Here is a 19,118-nt window from a genome sequence, read left to right on the forward strand (position 1 = left end):
TATTTATCTTCCTTGCGAAAATGGAGAATTTGAAACATTTACATACAAAATAAGATAAATATAAGGCGGCTAGTATTGACACAACTAGCCGCCTTGTATTTTGCCTATTGACAAATAGAAAACTAGCCGCTATAATACAAGACAATCAAGCAACAAAATAATAAACAATATCTGAAAGGGGAATAAACAATGGACACGCCGAAAACCTTAAAGGAAATCAAGATGGAATTTATCAAGGAATACGTCATGGAGCAGGGAAATGAAGATATTCAATGGCTGATTGATACCATCAAAACAGAGGTTGACGCAAAGGACAAGGACGGAAAACCCATCAAGCGCAAAGCAACCTATATCGACATTAGAAACGCTTTCGCCCGTAAATACTTCCCTGACCTTGCCCCAAAGGGAACAAGCAAAAAGGCAAACATGATGAAAGATACCCTTGCCGAATTGCAAGCGGCCCTAAAGAAGAAATAACAATCAAGCGGGAGCGGCGCAAGCCGCCCCCGCTTTCCTTATGCGCCCAGCGGAGCGGGAGCAAAGGCCGACAAGCCGCCAACGGCGGCGCAGTCGGCCACATCGAGCGGGAGCGGGACTTGTTCGGCGGCTGGATAGCATAGAACGCCCTACAAGGCCCATAGAAGTCCCTAGGAGCGTTTCTAGTCCCTAGGAAATACCCAACACTACCCACGCCACAAAAGCCGCCTAGCGGTCCTTACAAGCGGCCCAGCGGCGGCGGTAGCAAAAAAGAGGGGGAGCGGCTAGGCCGTTCCCCCTGTCTGGTGTATTAGTCGTTCCTTTGTACGTTCTTTCTCGGCCCGCTCCTAGTTAGGCTTTCAAGCGGATTGTTTTCTATAAACCGTTCCTTTACAGAGTTAGCGTAAACGTGCATATAATGCTCACTCATTCTTAGTGTTGTATGCCCTAATACCTTTGATAGCTGTACTACATCGCCGCCGTTTTCATACCATATTCTAGCGAATGTGTGCCGCAATCCATGTATATTAGTCCTGTTTACGCCCCTACTCTTTGTAAATTGCCCGTATCCAATACGAAAAGCCCCTTTAGAAACTTGTTCGCCGCTAATATTGCAGAATAAGTAATCTTCTGGCTCTGTGTCCTTTGTTCGCCACATAGCTATATAGTCTGTTAATACCTTTATCAACTGCGGCGGCAAATTAACAATTTGGTCTTTTCTATTTTTTGTGTGCTGATAATGTACTGTACCCTCTTTCAAATCTATATCTTTCATTTGTATTTCTACAAGTGTTCCCATTCTTGCCCCTGTTCCAATTACAAAACATGAAGCCGCCCAACTTCTCCATTCAACAAAATTAGCTTTCTTGTCTGGCTTTTTCAATAATAGTTTTACTTCTTCGGCGGAGTAATCTTTTTCTTTTGTAGTATCATCCTGTTCTCTAGTCCTTACAAGCCTTATTTTGCAATGCTCTGTTAGATAATTGTGATTATCTTCCATGCACCAATTCATAAAGGCCCTTAATATAATCAGATAATGATTGATTGATTTTGTTCTCAATCCTTCCTCTTGCATAGCCGCCGCCCATTCTGGAAACATGGCCCCGTAAATATCGCCTATGTATTCTACCCTGTCCCCAAAATACCGACAAAACTTTTTATAGCCATACTCATATGTTTGTATTGTTTCCGGTACTGCCCCTAGTGCTTTCTTTTCTGTTATAAACCTGTGCCATACGTTATCAGTCCATTCTTTTGTTTCTTCCTCTACTTTTTAAGATATTTTTTCTAGTCGGTGGTTGCTCATCACCGTGTACCCTTTGTTCCTCTCCACGCGGAATACTGGCATGGTTCTCCGCTCCTTTCGGTGTCTGGACATGAAAAAACGCCGCAGGCTTTTCTAAATCTGCGGCGTTGGCCGGGACGCAGAAACGGGCGGTGTCTTGCCGACATCGCCCGTTTTCTGTGCTGTTGTTCACTTGTTTGCGCCGCCCCGTTTTCCGCTGCCCTTAAAAAACATTGATTTTACTGGGTTTCTCCATGTTTTCTTATGGCAACGCCCTCTGGAGACGCCGCCTTTGATCTGGCCGATAACCTCTTCCCGATCAAAGGCGTGGCCTACATCATGGGCGGCCACAAATTTCTCTACAGAAACCTGTCCTGCGGCCAGGTCCACCTCTACCTCGGCCATGCATACGCCGTAGGCATAGGACTGATAAGCCTCGCCGCTGCCGTTGGCCCGGTCGTATTTCAGGCCGGCCACTGCATACCAGCCGTGGCCATAGGCGTTCTGTGCCCGGGCGTGGAGCTCCTGCACCAGGTGGAGATAAGTAACATATTTCTCAGGGTGGGCCGGGTCATAGACCTTCTCATCCCGGAATTCCAGACAGTCCGCGCTGACGCCCAGCTCCTCGGCGGCAACAGCGGACATCTTGTCCCGCACCTGCTGCGCGGCGTTGCGCATGGCGTTGCCCACCACTACAGTGGTGCGGGTGGCCACAGTGGCGCCGCTGTTGGGAACATAGTTGGTGTCCACAGGGCACACCACCACCCGCTCCCGGTGGACGCCCAAGGTCTCGCACAGGACATTCACCAGCATGGTGTGACAGCCCATGCCCACTTCGCTGACGCTGGTGAGGATGACGATACTCCCATCCCAGTTGGTGAGCCTGGATACGGCGGAGGTATCCAGGCCCTGTCCGGCGGCACCGAAAGCCTCCCCACGGTGGAGCAGGGCCATGCCCACACCGCGGACTTTGCCAAGACCCTTATTGCTGCGGCGGCTCTCCGCCGCGCGGGCTCTGCGCGTGTTCCAGCCAAATTCTTCATCTGCTTTCTCCAGACACTTGTCCAGAGAGACGCAGGTCATAGTCTGGCCCACCGCGGAGATATCATTCTCCCGGATATGGTTCTTTTTGCGGAATTCCATGGGATCCATACCCAGTTCCCGGGCGACTTCGTCCATTATCAGCTCACAGGAGAAGTCCACCTGGGGGGAGCCGAAGCCCCGCATGGAGTCGGAGTAGAGATTGTTGGTATAGGCAAAGGTCAGATCCGTGTGAGTGTTGGGGACCACATAGGGTCCGCAGGACTCAATGGCGGAGCGGGTGGCCACCGGGTGGGACTTGGAGGTATAGGCCCCGCTGTCCCCCAGAATCGTAACCTGAATGGCGGTCAAGGTACCGTCATTTTTATAGCCTACTTTGTAATGGCAGCGGTAGGGGTGGCGTTTGGTGCCCTCCAGGATGGATTCCTCCCGCGTACAGACCAGCCGCACCAGCTTTCCTGTCACAACCGCCGCCACTGCCGCGCGGGAAGCCATGACCGCCAAATCGTAGTTTTTGCCGCCGAAGGAGCCGCCAATGGTGGGAATGCGCAGACTTACCTGGTTTTCCGGCAGGCCCAAAGTCTCGCAGACGGTCTGGCGGACATTATAGGCACTGTTGGTGGGGGCACAGACCACCATAGACTGGAACTCCGGCACCGCCACCACGGCCTCCGGCTCGATGGGCATGCGCTCCTGCCGCTGTGTGGTGTAATCCCGGACTAAAATGTGGTCGGCGGCGGCAAAGCCGGCCTCCACATCTCCCTTTCCTGTCTGATAGTGGCACAGAACGTTACCATTGGGCTGGAGCTGGGGAGCGCCCGGCTTGAGCGCCTCCTCCTGGTGACGGCGGGAAGCTCCTCATACTCCACCCGGACCAGCTTTGCCGCCTCCCGGGCCTGCTCCAATGTAGCGGCGACTACCATAGCCACGCCCTCCGCGCACTTGGCGGCGGAGTCATCAATGGAAATTACTCTTGCGTGTGGATACGGGCAACGGACCACAGCGCCATGAAGCGCGTCGGGAAAGCGCAGATCGTTGACATACTTGGCCTTATCCAGCACTTTCTCCAGTACGTCGATCCGGTTGTTCGTCATTGTTTACCTCAATTTTCTCCCCGCATCACACGGGCGGCGTCTTCGGCGGCCTCGATAACCTGCTGATAGCCGGTACAGCGGCACAGATTTCCCGAGATAGCCGTCTTAATCTCCTCGCGGGTGGGGTTGGGATTGCGATCCAGAAGGGATTTTACGGACATCACCAGACCGGGAGTGCAGAAGCCGCACTGAAGGGCGTGATGGTCCAGAAACGCCTGCTGAATAGGGTGGAGGGATTCGTCGGCGGAGATGCCCTCCACGGTCTGGATAGATTTGCCCTCCATAGAGGAGGCCAGCACCAGGCAGGAGTTCACGTTTTCTCCATCCACCAGCACGGTGCAGGCGCCGCACTCGCCCACGCCGCAGCCCTCTTTGGTGCCGGTGAGGCCCAGGTCCTCCCGCAGCACGTCCAGCAGACGGGCGTAGGGCTTCACCTGAAGCTCGACCGGCTGGCCATTGACGGTCATATGTACAGATACCAGTTCCATATTAACCAACCTCCAACACTTCTTCCAGCGCCCGGCGGACCAGAGCGGTAATCACGGGCTGCTTGTACTCTGTGGACCAGCGCACCCCGGTGCGCTCGATCATCTCGCCGGCCACCGCTTTGGCGGCGGCGCCAATCAGGGCGGCGTCCGGCTTCTTGCCCAGCAGTACGGACTCGGCCTGTTTGGCGCGCTCCGGCGTGGCAAAGACACAGCCGGGGGCCAGACGGATGTGGTTCACCGTTCCCTGGGCGTCCTGATGCGCCACCACGGCCACATTCATCCGGGAGATGGACAGGGCCTTTCTCCGGCCCAGCTTGACAAAGGTAGTGCGCATGGAAGCCACCGAGGAGAAAAAGACCTCTGTAATAATCTCATTGGCGGCCAGGGCGGTTTTGCCGGGCTTGACAATGATCTCGCTGACAGGGATGGTGCGCGGTCCGTTGGCATAAAAATAGGCGTTGCCAGACCAGCCAGCAACGCCGAGAATGCCACTTTTTTGGAGTGAGTGCCACAAAAATGCCACAAACCTAAAAACCATTCATCTGAATATCTGCCAAAAGTTATAAAAACAGCCGATTTCTTATAGAAATCGGCTGTTTTACTGGTTGCGGGAGTAGGATTTGAACCTACGACCTCCGGGTTATGAGCCCGACGAGCTACCAAACTGCTCTATCCCGCGATATGGTGCCGGAGACCGGGGTCGAACCGGCACGGGAAAAAAGTCCCACAGGATTTTAAGTCCCGGGCGTCTGCCAATTCCGCCACTCCGGCATATCCGCCCTCATGCCGCGCTCCGTTCTCTTGAATACTTAGACAGCATACCACAGCGTCAAGGGTTTGTCAAGCATAAATTTCAACTTTTGCGTTATTATTTTTTTCGCCCATGTTTGCCGCGGTTCCTTTTGTTGTCCCGTCTGCCTCTTGCTTGACCTTTTCTTTTATGAGAGGTATCATATAGCTGACCAAAGGCAGAGCACCGGCGCCTTGCTGTCCATGCTGCCAAAGACAGGACCAGGGTGCGCCCTGTTTCAAATCATTTTCGGGAGTGTTTTAAATGGGAAAACCACTTAGGACGGCAATTACCCTTCGGATAGTTGTCCGTCATCTTTACCGCAAACGTCTGTGGCATTGATTTATACGTTGACGGGCTGAAAGAAAACCCGGATGTCAGCCCGGTTTGCTGTAAACAGCCAGGGGAAAATAACGTTCCGCTTACAATTGGGGCCGTCTGCCGCATATGTGAACAGAATTCCAATATAACCCCAACTGCAAGGCGGTATCTATTTCAAAAGCACACTGTCCCACGCAAAGTGCGCCAAATAGCGCGGCCCAGGGCACTGTTAGGGAGGAGTGGTCCTCTCCAATAGTGCTTTTTGCAGCGGTTCTTTTCCCCCATCGTTTGACGCCAGGAATCTCCTGCCTGATCATTTTTAATTGCATTTTAAGAAATCCTAAATGCCTCAGCCGGTTTTCTGCGGTATAATGACCGTACAGACAACCCCGGCGAAAGGAGCTTTCATTATGGAAATTACGCTGGAACAGGTGGAGCAGCTGCGTCAAAAAGCCGACGTCACCTACGAGGAAGCCAGGGCCGCCCTGGAATACAGCAAAGGGGATCTGCTGGACGCCCTGATTATGCTGGAGCGTCAGGGCAAAACCCGGGCCGGCCGGGGCGGAAGCTATACCACCCGGCCCGGCGGGCAGACGCAGCCCCCCGACAGCTGCGCTGGTGTTCCCACCGGGGCTTGGGAGAAGGCGGGGGGCTCCGGCGGGCGGGGCTCTGACACGTTCTGGGAGCCGGTGAAGGCTGCCGCCCGCACCAGCGTCACTGTCCTCAAGCCCAGCACCCGCAACCGGCTGGAGCTGTGGCGGGGCGGCCGGTATGTTACTTCCATGCCCATTCTGATTCTGCTCATCGCCCTGCTGTGTATCTTCTGGATCGCCGTCCCCCTGCTGATTTTGGGGCTCTTTTTGGGGTACCGCTACCATTTCACCGGCCCGGACGTGGGCCGGAAGGAGCTCAACCAGGTGATGGACACCGTGTCCGACACTGTGGACGACTGGAAGGAAACAGTAAAGCGGGAGTACCAGGACAAGCACCGCAATTCCAAACAAAAGAAGCCCACCCCATAAGGAGGAGAGATCATGGCGGAACAGATTCTGCTGATAGAGGATGAGGAAAAGCTGGCCCGAATGGTGGAGCTGGAGCTGCGCTATGAGGGCTATGAGGTAGAAAAATCCTTCGACGGCCGGGACGGGCTGGAGAAGGCCCTCTCTGGCCGGTATGACCTGATTCTGCTGGACATTATGCTCCCCCTGCTGTCCGGGATGGAGGTGCTGCGCCGCCTGCGGCGGGAGAGCCAGGTGCCTGTCATTATGCTTACCGCCCGGGACACTGTGGTGGATAAGGTGTCCGGTCTGGATTCCGGGGCGGACGACTATATTACAAAGCCCTTCGCCATTGAAGAGCTGCTGGCCCGCATCCGGGTGGCCCTGCGCAAGCAGTCCGCCCCCGCCGCCCGGCCCGCCAACACCCTGTCCGCGGGCCATCTGGTGATGGACACCGACCGCCACGCCGTCACCGTCAAGGGCGCCCCGGTGGAGCTCACCCGCCGGGAGTTCGATCTGCTGCGCTACCTGCTGGAGAACAAGGAGAAGGTCATCTCCCGGGAGTCCCTGCTGGACAACGTGTGGGGCTTTGACTACGTGGGGGAGACCAACGCCGTGGATGTGTACATCCGCTTCCTCCGGGCAAAGCTGGAGGAGCCCTTTGGCGAAAAGCATATCCACACCGTCCGGGGCGTGGGCTATGTCATCCGGGAGGACTGACGTCCCGCCGCTGATCTCATCTTACCGCAAAGGAGTGTTCCCCCATGGCGCCTTCCGCGATTGTCTATACCTCTCACACCGGCTTTACCGCCCGGTACGCCGGGATGCTGGCCCGGGCCTCCGGCATCCCATCCTATGATCTGGCCTCCGGCGAACAGCCCCCCGCCGGTACCAGTATTCTGTTCCTGGGCTGGCTGTGCGCCGGGCGGATCCGCGGCCTGGCCAAGGCCCGGCGGCGCTGGAGCGTCCAGGCCGTCTGCGCCGTGGGCATGGCTGAGTACAAGCCGGAGAACACGGCAAAGCTGATTCAGGACAACAATCTGGGGGAACACCCCTTTTTCTACCTCCGGGGCGGCTATGCCCCGGAGCGTCTGCGGGGAATTTACCGGCTGATGATGGCGCCTATGACCCGTTCCGTCCTCCGCGCCCCCGCTGAGACGCAGGAGCAGCGGGCCATGCAGGAGGCATTCCGCTCCGGCGGCAGCTGGATGTCGGAGGAACAGCTCTCCTCCGTCCTGGACTGGCTGGACCAACAGCGTTAACCCTGACGCTTACTCATACACCTATTTTGGCAGGTGATCCTATGGCGAAACAAAAAAACGATTCTTCCAACCCTCAAAAGCCCCTCAGCCGCCTGAAGTCCTCCATTGTCACCCGGCTGAACACCAAGCTGTTCTTCCGCCTGCTGCGCATCTACGTGGGGATGGACCTCCTGCTGGCCCTGCTGGCCTTGGGGGGCATTCTGGTGTGGGCGGAGTACCAGTGCGCCGACATTGCGGCCCTGGTGGAATGGCGGGGCGTCCCTTCTGCCGAGGCCACCGTCTGGATGCAGGCGGGGGACTACACCGTGGCCGCGTTGGATCGCGCGCCCCGAGGGACCGGCGCCTTCTCCCGCTTCTCCCCCTCGGAGCGGCTGTACACTGCCAGGCGCACCCTCTGCCTGGGGGGGCACATCCTCTTCGGCGACCGGCAGGCCGCTCAGGAGCCGGACGTGGCCTGGAGCGTCCTGGACACGGAGCACACCTTCGATCTGGTCACTTTTCTGGAGGAGGGCGCCGTCTCCTACGGCTGGGTAGAGCAGCCTGTCACAGAGGACGCGCCCCTTCTGGATTCTCCCCGGGCGGAGCGGCAGAACCACACCCTCTATATTGTGGAGCTTACTACCTCCGGCGGCGCGCCCTATGCCATTTGGCTGAACATCCACTGGCCTGTATCCCTCTTCCTGCTGGCCCTGCGGATTTTAATGATCTGCCAGCTCCTCTCTCTGGTGTGCAACCTCTTTAAAAACGCAGGTACTATCCGCAAGACCCTCAAGCCCATTCAGGAGCTGGCCGCCGCCGCCAACCGGCTGGGCCATCCCGGGACCATGTCCCCGGAGGAGCTGCGGGCCCTGGCGGGGAAGCTGGATGAGATCAACGCCACCCATCTGGACACCCGCATCTCTGTCCCCGGCACCCAGAAGGAGCTGCAAACGCTGGCCCAGGCCATCAACGCCATGCTGGACCGGATCAATGAGGCGTACCATTCCCAGATGCGCTTCGTCTCCGACGCCAGCCACGAGCTGCGCACCCCCATTGCGGTCATTCAGGGCTATGCCAACCTGCTCAACCGCTGGGGCAAGGACGATCCTGCCACCCGGCAGGAGGCCATTGACGCCATCCAGGGGGAGGCCGGCGCCATGAAGGAGCTGGTGGAGCAGCTGCTCTTCCTGGCCCGGGGGGACAACGACTCCATGCACATTGAAATGGAGCTGTTCGACCTTACTGAAATGGCCGCCGAGGTACTGCGGGAGACTGAGATGATCGACCGCACCCATGTGTTCGCCGCCCAGTGGGAGGGGGCCGTCCCCATCCGGGCGGACGTGGGCCTCACTAAGCAGGCCCTTCGCATTCTGGTGGACAACGCCATCAAATACACTCCGGCGGACGGGAGGATCACCCTCTCGGTGAAGTCGGAGGGGAACTCCGCCCGGCTCACCGTCCAGGACGAGGGTCAGGGCATCGATGCCGCCTCTCTTCCCCATATTTTTGACCGATTCTACCGCACCGACGAGTCCCGCACCCGCCAGACTGGCGGCACCGGCCTTGGCCTGGCCATCGCCCGGTGGATTGTAGAGCGCCACGGCGGCTGGTTTGAGGTCACCTCTTGGGAGGGCGTGGGCACCCGCATGGCGGTTGTCTTTCCTCTGGACTGTCCCGCCGGGGCGGATCTCCCTGAAGACGCCGCCCCGCCCCGCAGTGCGTAACAACAGAATCCCCGCCGATCCGAGTTTGAATTCCGGATCGGCGGGGATTTTTTACTCCAAACTGTATTCTTTTGACCTTTTATGCCTCTGACCTTTTATGCCTCAATGTCTCCGATCAGGTCCACCCGCCGCTGGTGGCGGCCCCCCTCGAACTGGGTGGTAAGGAAGGCCTCCACAATGCGCTCCGCCAGATTCCGGCCCACCATGCCGCCCCCCAGGGCCAGCATATTGGCGTCGTTGTGGCGGCGGGTCATCTCGGCGGACAGGGGCTCGGAGCACAGGGCGCACCGGATTCCCTTCACCTTGTTGGCGCAGATGGAGATGCCAATTCCGGTGGTACACACCACAATCCCCCGCTCACACCGGCCCTCCGCCACTGCCAGGGCGGCCGCCTTTCCGTAGACGGGGTAGTCCACGCTCTCCGCAGAGTGACAGCCGCAGTCCTCCACCTCATAGCCGTGGTCCGTCAGCCAGGTTTTGATGTGCTCCTTTAAGGCAAAACCGCCGTGGTCGCTGCCAATTGCGATTCTCATCCGACATAACCTCCTAATATAATGCCCTTTGTTGTCAAACTTCCTGGTGTCTTACGGGATGATGGGAATGAACCCCGGCCTGCGCTTCTCGTAGACCGCTACATACCGGAAGCCCAGTTCAGCCAGCAGGGCATAAGCCTCCGGGATGCCCCGGCCCACCATCTGAGGGGCGTGGGCGTCGGAACCCACCGTCACCAACTCTCCCCCGTGGGCCCGGAAGCGCTCCAGCACCGGACGCCAGGGCTGGATGGTCCGGCCGCAGTAGGTATTGACCTCCATGCCCCGTCCGGCCTCCGCCACCCGCTTCAAAATGGCGTCAATCCGCTCCAGGTAGGGATCGATGGCCACATCCTGGGGCATATAGCGCAGGGGATAGATGACGTGACCCAAAATGTCATAGGTCTCCGCCAGCTCCGCCAGCTCCGCCATGGAGGCAAAGTAGTCGTCCAGCACCCGGCGGCACACCTGCCGGTCCTGGTAGTCCAGGAAGAAGAAGTCCCGCCCCCCCTGCTGGGGGCTGAGGTTGTGGAGGGAGCCGATGACGAAATCCAGCTCCGGCAGACTGGTTATCTCTTTGGCGTACGCCGGGTCAAATGGGGCGCCGCCATACTCAATGCCCAGCTTCACGTTCAGCTTCCCGCCCAAGCTGTCCTGGACCGCCTGGTACTGAGCCAACGCCGGGGCCCAGTCATAGCCGGGGGCGAAGTCCCCCTCCTCGGTCAGCCGGTCATAGTGGTCAGTCACGCACAGCTCGGCCAGCCCCGCCTGGACCGCCCCCTGGGCCATGTCCGCCAGGGGAGCCTCGCTGTCCGGGGAGAGGACGCTGTGGGTATGGTAGTCAATATAGTACATAATTCACACTCCAAATCAAAGGGGCCAGGAGGGCAGCCACTGGAGCACATTTGTGGTGTACCACCGGGGAACCGCCAGGCCGGTGAGCACCGGATAAAAGGCCCCGTACACCACTGCCGCCAACACCGCCAGACTGTATACCTCCCGCCGGGCCCTGGGGGGCGCCAGCTCCAGAAAGTCATTACATACATAAGCAAGGGCCACGCAGAGGAACAAAATAGAGGGGAAGTAGTGGTAGGCAAAGGTCGTGCGGGTGATAAAGAACCAGGGCGCCAGCTGGGCCAGATAGGCGATGAGAATAAACAGCGCCTTTCCGCACCGCCGCCGCACCCCCTGCACCGCCACAGACAGGACAGCCAGCAGGCCCCCCCAGCATACCACCGGGTTGGAAAAAGCGGCAAAGGCGGATTTCAGATTGGGTCCTACGTTGTAGTTGAGGTAGTACAGAATCGGCCGGGCGTCCACCACCCACTGATACCAGCGGGACTCATAGGGGTGGACGTCATGCACCCCTTTGTGGTAGTTGAACATATAGAGCTGGTTGTCCCACATCTCCTGAAAGGCCGCGGACAGGGAGGGCGTTCCTTTTGCCGCGGCATAGGGCAGGTAGGACAGCACGTAGATGCACGCCGGAATAAGGACAAAGCACAGTACCGAGAAGGCCAGCGTCTTCCACAGCCAGGGCCCCAGCCGCTCCCGCCGGTTCCCCTCATTGTCCCGGGGCCAGTCCCGAATTTTGAACCACAGGCCCAGGAAGTAGAGCAGAGCCAGCCCCGCGCCGCCGTAAATCACCGTCCACTTGCTGGCCGTTCCTACTCCCCAGGCCAGCCCGGACAGGAAGAGCCACACCGCCCCCTTGGCAAAGGAGGTCCCCGCCGGCAGGGCGAGGTACCGGTACATGAGCCAGTACATGAGCAGGATAAAGAAAACGCCGTAGGTATCGATGGTGGCGATGCGGGTCTGGGTCAGGTGCATGAAGTCGAAAGCAAAGAAAGCCGTGCCGCACACCGCCGTGCCCGTCCGGCCAAAGAGATTTTTCAGAAATACATAGAGCACCGGCAGCATCAGCACGCCGAACAGCACCCCCATAAACCGCCAGCCAAAGGGGGTCATGCCGAAGAGCTGGATGCCTATGCTCAGAATCAGTTTGCCCAGAGGGGGGTGAGAAATTTCATAAGGCGCCGCCCCGCGCACATGCTCATAGGCGGTGCGGGCATGGTAGATCTCGTCAAAATAGGTGGAGTTGGTCCAGTAGGGCGCCTCAGGCACTGTGTCCTGCTCGTCAAAGAGGGGGGACGGCTCCGCCAGCAGAGCGCCCATGTCCAGCCGCCCGCCGTCCTGACCATAGAGAGCCAGCTCCCCCAGCTCCATAGGGGTGCGGTCCGCCCGGCCGGTAATGCGGATAAACTGAACCTCAATGGCGTTTTCCGGCGTAATTTCCAGCCATTTGAACAGGTCCACATAGTGCTGGGGCAGGGCGTAGCTGGGGTCGTATCCCTGGGCATCCGCCCAGTAGTACCCCGTTACCCCGCCGTTTTCGTCCTTCCGGGCCCAGAGGGTGGACCAGTGCTGGCCGTCCGCAGACAGCTCCACATTATAATCCCCGGTGCCCAGTCCAGGGTAGTACATCAGCTTGGACACAATCACCGGCTGGGACAGGGTGAGCTCCACCGGCTGCCGGGTGGAAAAATCCTGAAAGGACTGGGGATTGCGCAGGGACCCCAGCTGAAAGAAGGCAGTGGCTGCGTAAACCGCCGTCAGCACCAGCACCCACACCAAGTCCAGCCGCTCCATGGGGTGGCAGGTTCCCGCAAAGGTAAATTTCCCCCGGTGACGTTCCACCGGCGTTCCGTTGTGGCGCAGGATACGCTCGTGGATACTCTTGGGTCCCAGAGCCAGCTGCCAGTAGTGGACAAAAAAGAACAGTAAAACCGTCAGCAGCGCCAAGGGGAGCAGCAGCGTAGGGGACAAATAGGACAGATAATTTGCCATAGGGACCTCCGGTGATTCAAAACTGGCGGATACCTCCGCATTGCACAGACGAAAAGGGATGGATCCCTCTGTCTGTCCCTTTTCAGACGTCTGGACAGCGCTCAGGTTCCATCCCCTATTTTATTTCTTTTTCTTGCGTTTGTCAAAAAATCCTTTCAGGCCATCTTCCCCTGTCACGCCGCTGTCGGGGAGCTCACCCATAGCCCGGCCAAAGCCGCGCAGGGCCTCCTTCTGGCTTTGGGACAGGCCCCGGGGGACCTCTACCAGCACGGTGACGTACTGATCGCCCCGGCCCCGGCCATTGACGGCGGGGATGCCCTTCCCCTTCAGGCGGAAGGTGGCGCCGGGCTGAGTGCCTTCCGGCAGGGTCCACTTCACCTTGCCGTCGATGGTGGGGATCTCCAGCTCCGCCCCCAGCGTGGCCTGGAGGAAGGAGACCTTCTGGTCCAGGTAGACATGGACCCCGTCCCGCTTAAACTGGGCATGGGGCTTCACGGTGACGCCAATCACCAGATCTCCGGCGGGTCCGCCGTTCTTGCCGGCGCCCCCCTGTCCCCGCAGGGAGATAGCCTGGCCGTTGTCGATGCCAGCGGGGATTTTTACGGTGATCTTCCGCTGCTTGCGCACCGCGCCGGCTCCGTTGCAGCTCTTACAGGGGGTGTGGATCAGCTTGCCCGTTCCGCTGCACTTGGGGCACTGGACCTGGGTGGCAAAGGAGAACGCGCCGCCGCCCCGCTGAATCCGCACCACGCCGCTGCCCCGGCAGTCGGGACAGGTCTCCGCCGTGGTGCCGGGGGCGCAGCCTGAGCCCTTGCATGCCTCACAGGGCTCGCTGCGGGTGAGGCTGATCTCCTTTTCACAGCCGAAAGCCGCCTCCTCAAAGGAGATGGTCACGCTGGCCCGCAGGGTCTCTCCCTTTACAGGACCGTTACGCCGGGCGCCCCCGCCGAAGCCCCCGCCAAATCCGCCGCCGAAGAAGCTGCCAAAAATATCGCCCAGGTCGATATCCCCCATATCGAACCCGCCGAACCCGCCGCCGGGGTTGAAGTTGGGGTCCACCCCTGCGTGGCCGAACTGGTCGTAGCGGCCCCGTTTTTCCTTATCCGACAGCACCTCATAGGCCTCGTTTACCTCTTTGAACCGGGCCTCTGCCGTCTTGTCGTCCGGGTTCAGGTCCGGATGGTACTGCTTGGCCAGTTTCCGGTAGGCCTTTTTCAGCTCGTCATCTGTGGCCCCCTTGCTTACGCCCAGGACCTCGTAGTAATCTCGTTTCTGTTCAGGCATATATGTCCTCACCTCTTTGCGCGGAAAGCGGCGGGGCCGCAGGCCCCGCCCTTTTACCGTTTCTGATCCTTATTTGTCGTCGTCCACTACGGTGTAGTCGGCGTCCACCACGTTGGGGTCGCCGGAATCACCGCTGCCGCTGTCCTGGGCGGCGCCGCCCATATCGGGGCCGCCCTGCTGCTGGCCGTTCTGGGCGTACATCTTCTCGGCGATGGGGTAGAACGCCTTGCTGGCCTCCTCCGTGGCGGTCTTGATGGCCTCGATATCGCTGCCCTTCAGGGCGTCCTTCAGCTTCTGGATGGCGCCCTCTACCGTGGCCTTGTCGCCGGCGTCGATCTTGTCCCCCATGTCCTCCAGAGCCTTTTCTGTCTGGTAGACCACCTGGTCGCCCTGGTTGCGCACATCTACCTCTTCCTTGCGCTTGGCGTCCTCAGCGGCGAACTGCTCCGCCTCCTTGACGGCCTTGTCGATGTCCTCCTTGGACATATTGGTGGAGGAGGTGATGGTAATATGCTGCTCCTTGCCGGTGCCCAGGTCCTTGGCGGAGACGTTTACGATGCCGTTGGCGTCGATGTCAAAGGTGACCTCAATCTGGGGGACGCCCCGGCGGGCGGGGGCGATGCCGTCCAGGTTGAACCGGCCCAAAGTCTTGTTGTACTGGGCCATATCCCGCTCGCCCTGGAGCACGTGGACCTCCACGCTGGTCTGGTTGTCGGCGGCGGTGGTGTAGATCTGGCTCTTTTTCACGGGGATGGTGGTGTTGCGCTCAATGAGCTTGTTCATCACGCCGCCCATGGTCTCAATGCCCAGGGACAGGGGGGTCACGTCCAGCAGCAGCAGGTCCTTCACGTCGCCGGTGAACACGCCGCCCTGGAGCGCCGCGCCCATAGCCACGCACTCGTCGGGGTTGATGCCCTTGAAGCCCTCGCTGCCGGTAATCTTCTTCACCGCGTCCTGTACGGCGGGGATACGGCTGGAGCCGCCCACCAGCAGTACCTTGTGCAGCTGGCTGGCGGACAGGCCGGCGTCGCTCATGGCCTGGCGCACGGGGCCCATGGTGGCCTCCACCAGATGGGCGGTGAGCTGGTCGAACTTGGCCCGGGTCAGCGTCAGGTCCATATGCTTGGGGCCGGTGGCGTCGGCGGTGATATAGGGCAGGTTGATGCTGGTGGACATCACGCCGGACAGCTCAATCTTAGCCTTCTCCGCGGCCTCCTTCAGGCGCTGCATGGCCACCTTATCGCCGGTGAGGTCCACGCCCTCGCTCTTCTTGAACTCGTCCGCCATCCAGTCCATGACGCACTTGTCAAAGTCATCGCCGCCCAGGCGGTTGTTGCCGGCGGTGGCCAGCACCTCGATCACGCCGTCGTCAATGTCCAGAATGGACACGTCGAAGGTGCCGCCGCCCAGGTCGTAGACCATGACCTTCTGAGCCTCTTCCTTGTCCACGCCGTAGGCCACGGCGGCGGCGGTGGGCTCGTTGATGATGCGCTTGACCTCCAGGCCGGCAATTTTGCCGGCGTCCTTGGTGGCCTGGCGCTGGGCGTCAGTAAAGTAGGCGGGGACAGTGATCACGGCCTCGGTGACAGTCTGGCCCAGATAGGCCTCGGCGTCCGCCTTCAGCTTCTGGAGGATCATGGCGCTGATCTCCTGGGGGGTATAGTTTTTGCCGTCGATGCCTACCTTGTAGTTGCTGCCCATCTCCCGCTTGATGGAGATGACGGTGCGGTCGGGATTGGTGATGGCCTGGCGCTTGGCCACCTGGCCCACCATGCGCTCCCCGTCCTTGGAGAAGGCCACCACAGAGGGGGTGGTCCGGTTGCCCTCCGCGTTGGGGATGACCACGGCCTCGCCGCCCTCCATCACCGCAACGCAGGAATTGGTGGTACCCAAATCAATGCCAATAATCTTAGACATAACAGAATTCCTCCCAAAATATAGAAATTTATGTTTTTACAAAGAAAATGGGGAAAACGCGGGGCGCGCCTTACCGGCACTTGCAGCACCGGCTCTGATCCCGCTGCATATCCGTGCGGCGGCCGCTCTTGTCAAATTGGGACAGAGGCTTCTTTCTTTTGCACTTGGGGCACCGCTTGCGCAGCTCCCCCTTTTTCGCCCCGGTCAGGTTGGTGATCCGGACCAGCTCTCCGGTGTCCTGGTCAATATAGTAGCCGTTGGCCCGCTGGCCCTGGATGGAGAACGAGCCCCGCTTCAAGTGGCAGTCCTGCAGCTGGAACGTATGAATCTTTTTACCGTCTTTTTTATACCGCAGGGTTACAAGCCGCTGGGTATTTCTCCAGCCCCTGCCCCGTTTGGTAAAATAAATTGGAAGCTGCTGCTCCATACCGGCACCCCTTTCTCTTTCAGGCAGCCGTTAATTGGCCACCTTCACCATGGCAAAGCGGATGACCTTCTCCCCGCACTGGAAGCCGGTCTGGAAGACCTCTACCACGGTGCTGGCGCCGGCGGACTCGTCCTCCACATGCATCACCGCGTTGTGGCGGTTGGGGTCGAAGGTCTCTCCCAGGGCGGGGATCTCCTCCACGCCCAGCTTGGCCAGAACCTCTTTGAAGCCGGCCATGGTCAGCTCCACGCCCTTTTTGTACGCCTCATCGCCGGTCTCCTGCTTCAGGGCCCGCTCCAGATTGTCGTAGACGGGAAGGAATGCCACAACCGCATCTGCTTTGGCATTGGTATAGGCGTCGGCCTTCTCCTTCTGGGTGCGCTTGCGGTAGTTGTCGTACTCGGCGGCCAGGCGGAGGTACTGGTCCTCCTTCTGGGCCAGGGCCTCCTTGGCGGCGGCCAGCTCAGCCGCGGGGCCGCAGGTCTCTTCCCCGGCCTCCTCCGGCACAATGGCCTCGGGGGCTTGGGGCACCGCGCCGCACTCAGGGGCCTGCTCCTCTACGCACTCGCCGGCCTGCCGCTCCGGGACTTCGCCGGTGTCTTTCTTCTGTCTGCTCAAAGGAAATACCTCCTAGTTATCGTTCTTCCTCTATCCCCGGCCCCTGGCCGAAGAGGCGGGACAGCCCCTCCGCCAGATAGGTCAGCCGGGCGGTAATTTTCGCGTAATCCATCCGGGTGGGGCCCACTACGCCGATGACCCCCCGCATCCCCTCGCCGATGTCGTAGCTGGCCACCACCACGCTGGTGTCCTTCAGGGCGTCGGCCACGTTCTCCGGGCCGATGAGGATGTTCATGGCCTCGTCCTTGGGCACGGGGAAGCGTCCGGCGTCCTCCGCTTCGGACAGGTAGCTCATCAGCGGCTGGGCCCGCTCCAGGTTCTGGTATTCCGGCAGCTCCAGCAGGTGGGCCAGGCCGGAGGTATGCACCCGGCGGTGCTCCAGACTCTCCAGCACCTCCATGGCGAAGGACACCACCAGGCTGATCAGCCCGTAGGCCTCGCCCGCCGCGTGCTGGGCCACCCGCATCAGCTCCGGCGTAATCTGCTCCAGAGTCAGGCCGGTAAACGTGGTGTTGAGCAGGGTATTGAGCATCTGCAGCTGGGCCGCCGTCAGATCGGAGGGCAGCTGGACCAGCTTGTTCCGCACCACGTTGGTGCCGGTCATCACCACAATAATGAAGGCGTTGCGCTCCACCATCAGCAGGTCAAAGCGCCGTATCGTCACCTGGGAAAATCCCGCTGACAGGGCGAAGGCGGGATAGTTGGTCAGCTTGGACACCACCCGGCCCGCTTCTGAAATCACCCGGTCCAGCTCCGCCATTTTCATCCGCAGGGCCTGGTTCATCCGCTCCGTCTCCTGAAGGGACAGCTTGTGGGCCTCCATCAGCTCGTTGACGTAAAGCCGGTACCCCTGTGGAGAGGGGATGCGCCCGGCGGAGGTATGGGGCTTCTCCAGCAGGCCCAGGGCCTCCAGATCTGCCATTTCGTTTCGGATGGTGGCGGAGGAGACAGACCGCCCCAGGAATTCCGCAATGGCCTTGGAACCCACCGGCTCGGCGGTGGCGATATAGCTTTCAATGATGGCACGGAGTATTTTCTTTTTTCGCTCGGTGAGATCCATGCCGCCACTTCCTTTTTCAAAGGCTTTAGCACTCTTTGCTCCTGAGTGCTAAAGATAATGTACCACCCTCCCAAATAATTGTCAAGGGGCGGGTTGTAAATTAAATATGAACACCAAGCCAAAAAAATATCCCTTGCCCAAATCTGGACAAGGGACGGCGGCGGCTTATTCAAAGGAAATTCTGTCTCCGGTGTGCAGGGGGAAGAAATGTCCCGGCGCCGCGCGCTGGAGCAGGTCCAGGGCGGGACTGCCGGTGCAGTGGCCGGTGTAGATCCGCTCCACGCCCAAGCCTTGGGTGAGGGCCAGGGCCAGGGCGCGGACCTTGGCAGGGGCGGTACCCAGAGAGCCCATACCGTGCCGGCCCACCAGATGGAAGCCCCCCAGCAGGGCGTATACCCTCTTTTGGGGGAAGTACTCCAACACCTGGGCCACAATGCGGTCTGCTCCGGCGTGGCAGCAGGAGTTCAGCACCACCAATCCCCTGGCAGTCTCCGCCACCAGAGACTGCTCGTGGTCCACGCTGTCTGGCACCAGGTGGAGGCCCTGTGCCAAAGGGCGGGGTCCGTCGGCCAGGTCAAAGCGGTCCCGCCAGTTGGGAAACAGATCCGGGTCCACTCCGGCGGGCCGGCGGGCTTCATCCGCCGTGTCCAGCGCGTAGGCCGGCGCCGCCTGGGGCCGGGCCAGCACCTTGGCGGCGGCGTTGATCTTCAAAAAAGCGGCCAAACCGCCGGCGTGGTCGTCGTGTCCGTGGGAGAGGGCGGCCCCCTCCACCTGGGCCAGGTCGATCCCCAGCCGCCGGGCGTTCTCCAGCAGGGCGCCGCCCCCGGTCCCCCCGTCCAGGAGGAAGGTCCGCCCCCCGCAGTCCAGATGAAAGGACAGGCCGTGCTCCGCAATCAGGTGCGGCGGCGCGGAATTCTCCACTAAAACCGTAATTTTCAGCACAGGCAGCACCCCTTTCCCTTCGTGCTCAGGTATT

19 protein-coding genes and 2 tRNA genes are annotated in these 19,118 nt (G+C 59.8%); 5 read left to right on the top strand and 16 right to left on the bottom strand.

Features of this window, described 5'->3' with window-relative positions; genetic code table 11:
* Positions 1-189: 189 nt before the first annotated feature.
* Positions 190-477 carry a hypothetical protein gene (locus tag D1159_RS09885; protein ID WP_161845511.1) on the top strand — a complete coding sequence of 96 codons (288 nt, stop codon included), beginning with the start codon at positions 190-192 and terminating at the stop codon, positions 475-477.
* A gap of 310 nt (positions 478-787) precedes the next feature.
* Here the strand turns inward: D1159_RS09885 and D1159_RS09890 are convergent, their stop codons facing one another.
* The 7 genes from D1159_RS09890 to D1159_RS09920 form a co-directional block, all read right to left on the bottom strand.
* Positions 788-1,699, bottom strand: a complete 912-nt coding sequence (locus D1159_RS09890; RefSeq protein WP_347563673.1) for a tyrosine-type recombinase/integrase — start codon at positions 1,697-1,699, stop codon at positions 788-790.
* 252 nt (positions 1,700-1,951) lie between these two features.
* Positions 1,952-3,559: a molybdopterin cofactor-binding domain-containing protein gene (locus D1159_RS09895; protein ID WP_161845513.1), complete on the bottom strand. Its 1,608-nt coding sequence runs from the start codon at positions 3,557-3,559 to the stop codon at positions 1,952-1,954.
* Positions 3,523-3,897, bottom strand: a complete 375-nt coding sequence (locus D1159_RS09900; RefSeq protein WP_161845514.1) for a hypothetical protein — start codon at positions 3,895-3,897, stop codon at positions 3,523-3,525. Before D1159_RS09900 ends, D1159_RS09895 begins: the two co-directional genes overlap by 37 nt.
* 8 nt (positions 3,898-3,905) lie before the next feature.
* On the bottom strand, positions 3,906-4,385 hold the full coding sequence (locus D1159_RS09905; RefSeq protein WP_161845515.1) for a (2Fe-2S)-binding protein: 480 nt from the start codon (positions 4,383-4,385) through the stop codon (positions 3,906-3,908).
* Position 4,386: 1 nt separating this feature from the next.
* A complete protein-coding gene (locus D1159_RS09910) occupies positions 4,387-4,899 on the bottom strand; it encodes a hypothetical protein (RefSeq protein WP_161845516.1) in 513 nt (170 codons plus the stop codon).
* An 88-nt stretch (positions 4,900-4,987) separates the two neighbouring features.
* Positions 4,988-5,064 (bottom strand) — tRNA-Met (locus tag D1159_RS09915).
* A gap of 3 nt (positions 5,065-5,067) precedes the next feature.
* Positions 5,068-5,156 (bottom strand) — tRNA-Leu (locus D1159_RS09920).
* 750 nt (positions 5,157-5,906) lie between these two features.
* Between D1159_RS09920 and D1159_RS09925 the strand changes: the two genes are divergently transcribed.
* The 4 genes from D1159_RS09925 to D1159_RS09940 are packed head-to-tail and all read left to right on the top strand — an operon-like array spanning position 5,907 to position 9,459.
* Positions 5,907-6,518 carry a ubiquitin gene (locus D1159_RS09925; protein ID WP_161845517.1) on the top strand — a complete coding sequence of 204 codons (612 nt, stop codon included), beginning with the start codon at positions 5,907-5,909 and terminating at the stop codon, positions 6,516-6,518.
* A gap of 12 nt (positions 6,519-6,530) precedes the next feature.
* Positions 6,531-7,214: a response regulator transcription factor gene (locus D1159_RS09930; RefSeq protein ID WP_161845518.1), complete on the top strand. Its 684-nt coding sequence runs from the start codon at positions 6,531-6,533 to the stop codon at positions 7,212-7,214.
* Positions 7,215-7,258: 44 nt separating this feature from the next.
* A complete protein-coding gene (locus D1159_RS09935; protein WP_161845519.1) occupies positions 7,259-7,756 on the top strand; it encodes a hypothetical protein in 498 nt (165 codons plus the stop codon).
* 41 nt (positions 7,757-7,797) lie between these two features.
* On the top strand, positions 7,798-9,459 hold the full coding sequence (locus D1159_RS09940) for a HAMP domain-containing sensor histidine kinase (RefSeq protein ID WP_243152219.1): 1,662 nt from the start codon (positions 7,798-7,800) through the stop codon (positions 9,457-9,459).
* A gap of 95 nt (positions 9,460-9,554) precedes the next feature.
* Here the strand turns inward: D1159_RS09940 and rpiB are convergent, their stop codons facing one another.
* The 9 genes from rpiB to D1159_RS09985 all read right to left on the bottom strand — a co-directional run bounded on the left by rpiB (position 9,555) and on the right by D1159_RS09985 (position 19,084).
* The gene (gene rpiB, locus D1159_RS09945) at positions 9,555-9,992 is read right to left on the bottom strand and encodes a ribose 5-phosphate isomerase B (RefSeq protein ID WP_161845520.1); all 438 of its coding nucleotides are present in this window, start codon (positions 9,990-9,992) and stop codon (positions 9,555-9,557) included.
* 51 nt (positions 9,993-10,043) lie between these two features.
* The gene (locus D1159_RS09950) at positions 10,044-10,844 is read right to left on the bottom strand and encodes a histidinol-phosphatase HisJ family protein (protein ID WP_161845521.1); all 801 of its coding nucleotides are present in this window, start codon (positions 10,842-10,844) and stop codon (positions 10,044-10,046) included.
* Between the two features lie 15 nt (positions 10,845-10,859).
* Positions 10,860-12,836 carry a phospholipid carrier-dependent glycosyltransferase gene (locus D1159_RS09955; RefSeq protein WP_161845522.1) on the bottom strand — a complete coding sequence of 659 codons (1,977 nt, stop codon included), beginning with the start codon at positions 12,834-12,836 and terminating at the stop codon, positions 10,860-10,862.
* A 120-nt stretch (positions 12,837-12,956) separates the two neighbouring features.
* Entirely contained in the window at positions 12,957-14,120 is a 1,164-nt protein-coding gene (gene dnaJ / locus D1159_RS09960; protein WP_161845523.1) for a molecular chaperone DnaJ, read from the bottom strand.
* A gap of 69 nt (positions 14,121-14,189) precedes the next feature.
* The gene (dnaK, locus tag D1159_RS09965) at positions 14,190-16,037 is read right to left on the bottom strand and encodes a molecular chaperone DnaK (protein ID WP_161845524.1); all 1,848 of its coding nucleotides are present in this window, start codon (positions 16,035-16,037) and stop codon (positions 14,190-14,192) included.
* A 70-nt stretch (positions 16,038-16,107) separates the two neighbouring features.
* Complete coding sequence (locus D1159_RS09970) at positions 16,108-16,464, bottom strand: hypothetical protein (RefSeq protein WP_161845525.1); 357 nt, start codon at positions 16,462-16,464, stop codon at positions 16,108-16,110.
* Positions 16,465-16,494: 30 nt separating this feature from the next.
* Entirely contained in the window at positions 16,495-17,082 is a 588-nt protein-coding gene (grpE, locus tag D1159_RS09975) for a nucleotide exchange factor GrpE (protein ID WP_161845526.1), read from the bottom strand.
* 16 nt (positions 17,083-17,098) lie between these two features.
* Entirely contained in the window at positions 17,099-18,142 is a 1,044-nt protein-coding gene (gene hrcA, locus D1159_RS09980; protein WP_161845527.1) for a heat-inducible transcriptional repressor HrcA, read from the bottom strand.
* 165 nt (positions 18,143-18,307) lie between these two features.
* On the bottom strand, positions 18,308-19,084 hold the full coding sequence (locus D1159_RS09985; protein ID WP_161845528.1) for an MBL fold metallo-hydrolase: 777 nt from the start codon (positions 19,082-19,084) through the stop codon (positions 18,308-18,310).
* Between the last annotated feature and the right edge of the window lie 34 nt (positions 19,085-19,118).

The sequence above is a fragment of the Pseudoflavonifractor sp. 524-17 genome, from assembly GCF_009935845.1.
In the GTDB taxonomy this organism is placed as follows: domain Bacteria; phylum Bacillota; class Clostridia; order Oscillospirales; family Oscillospiraceae; genus Pseudoflavonifractor_A.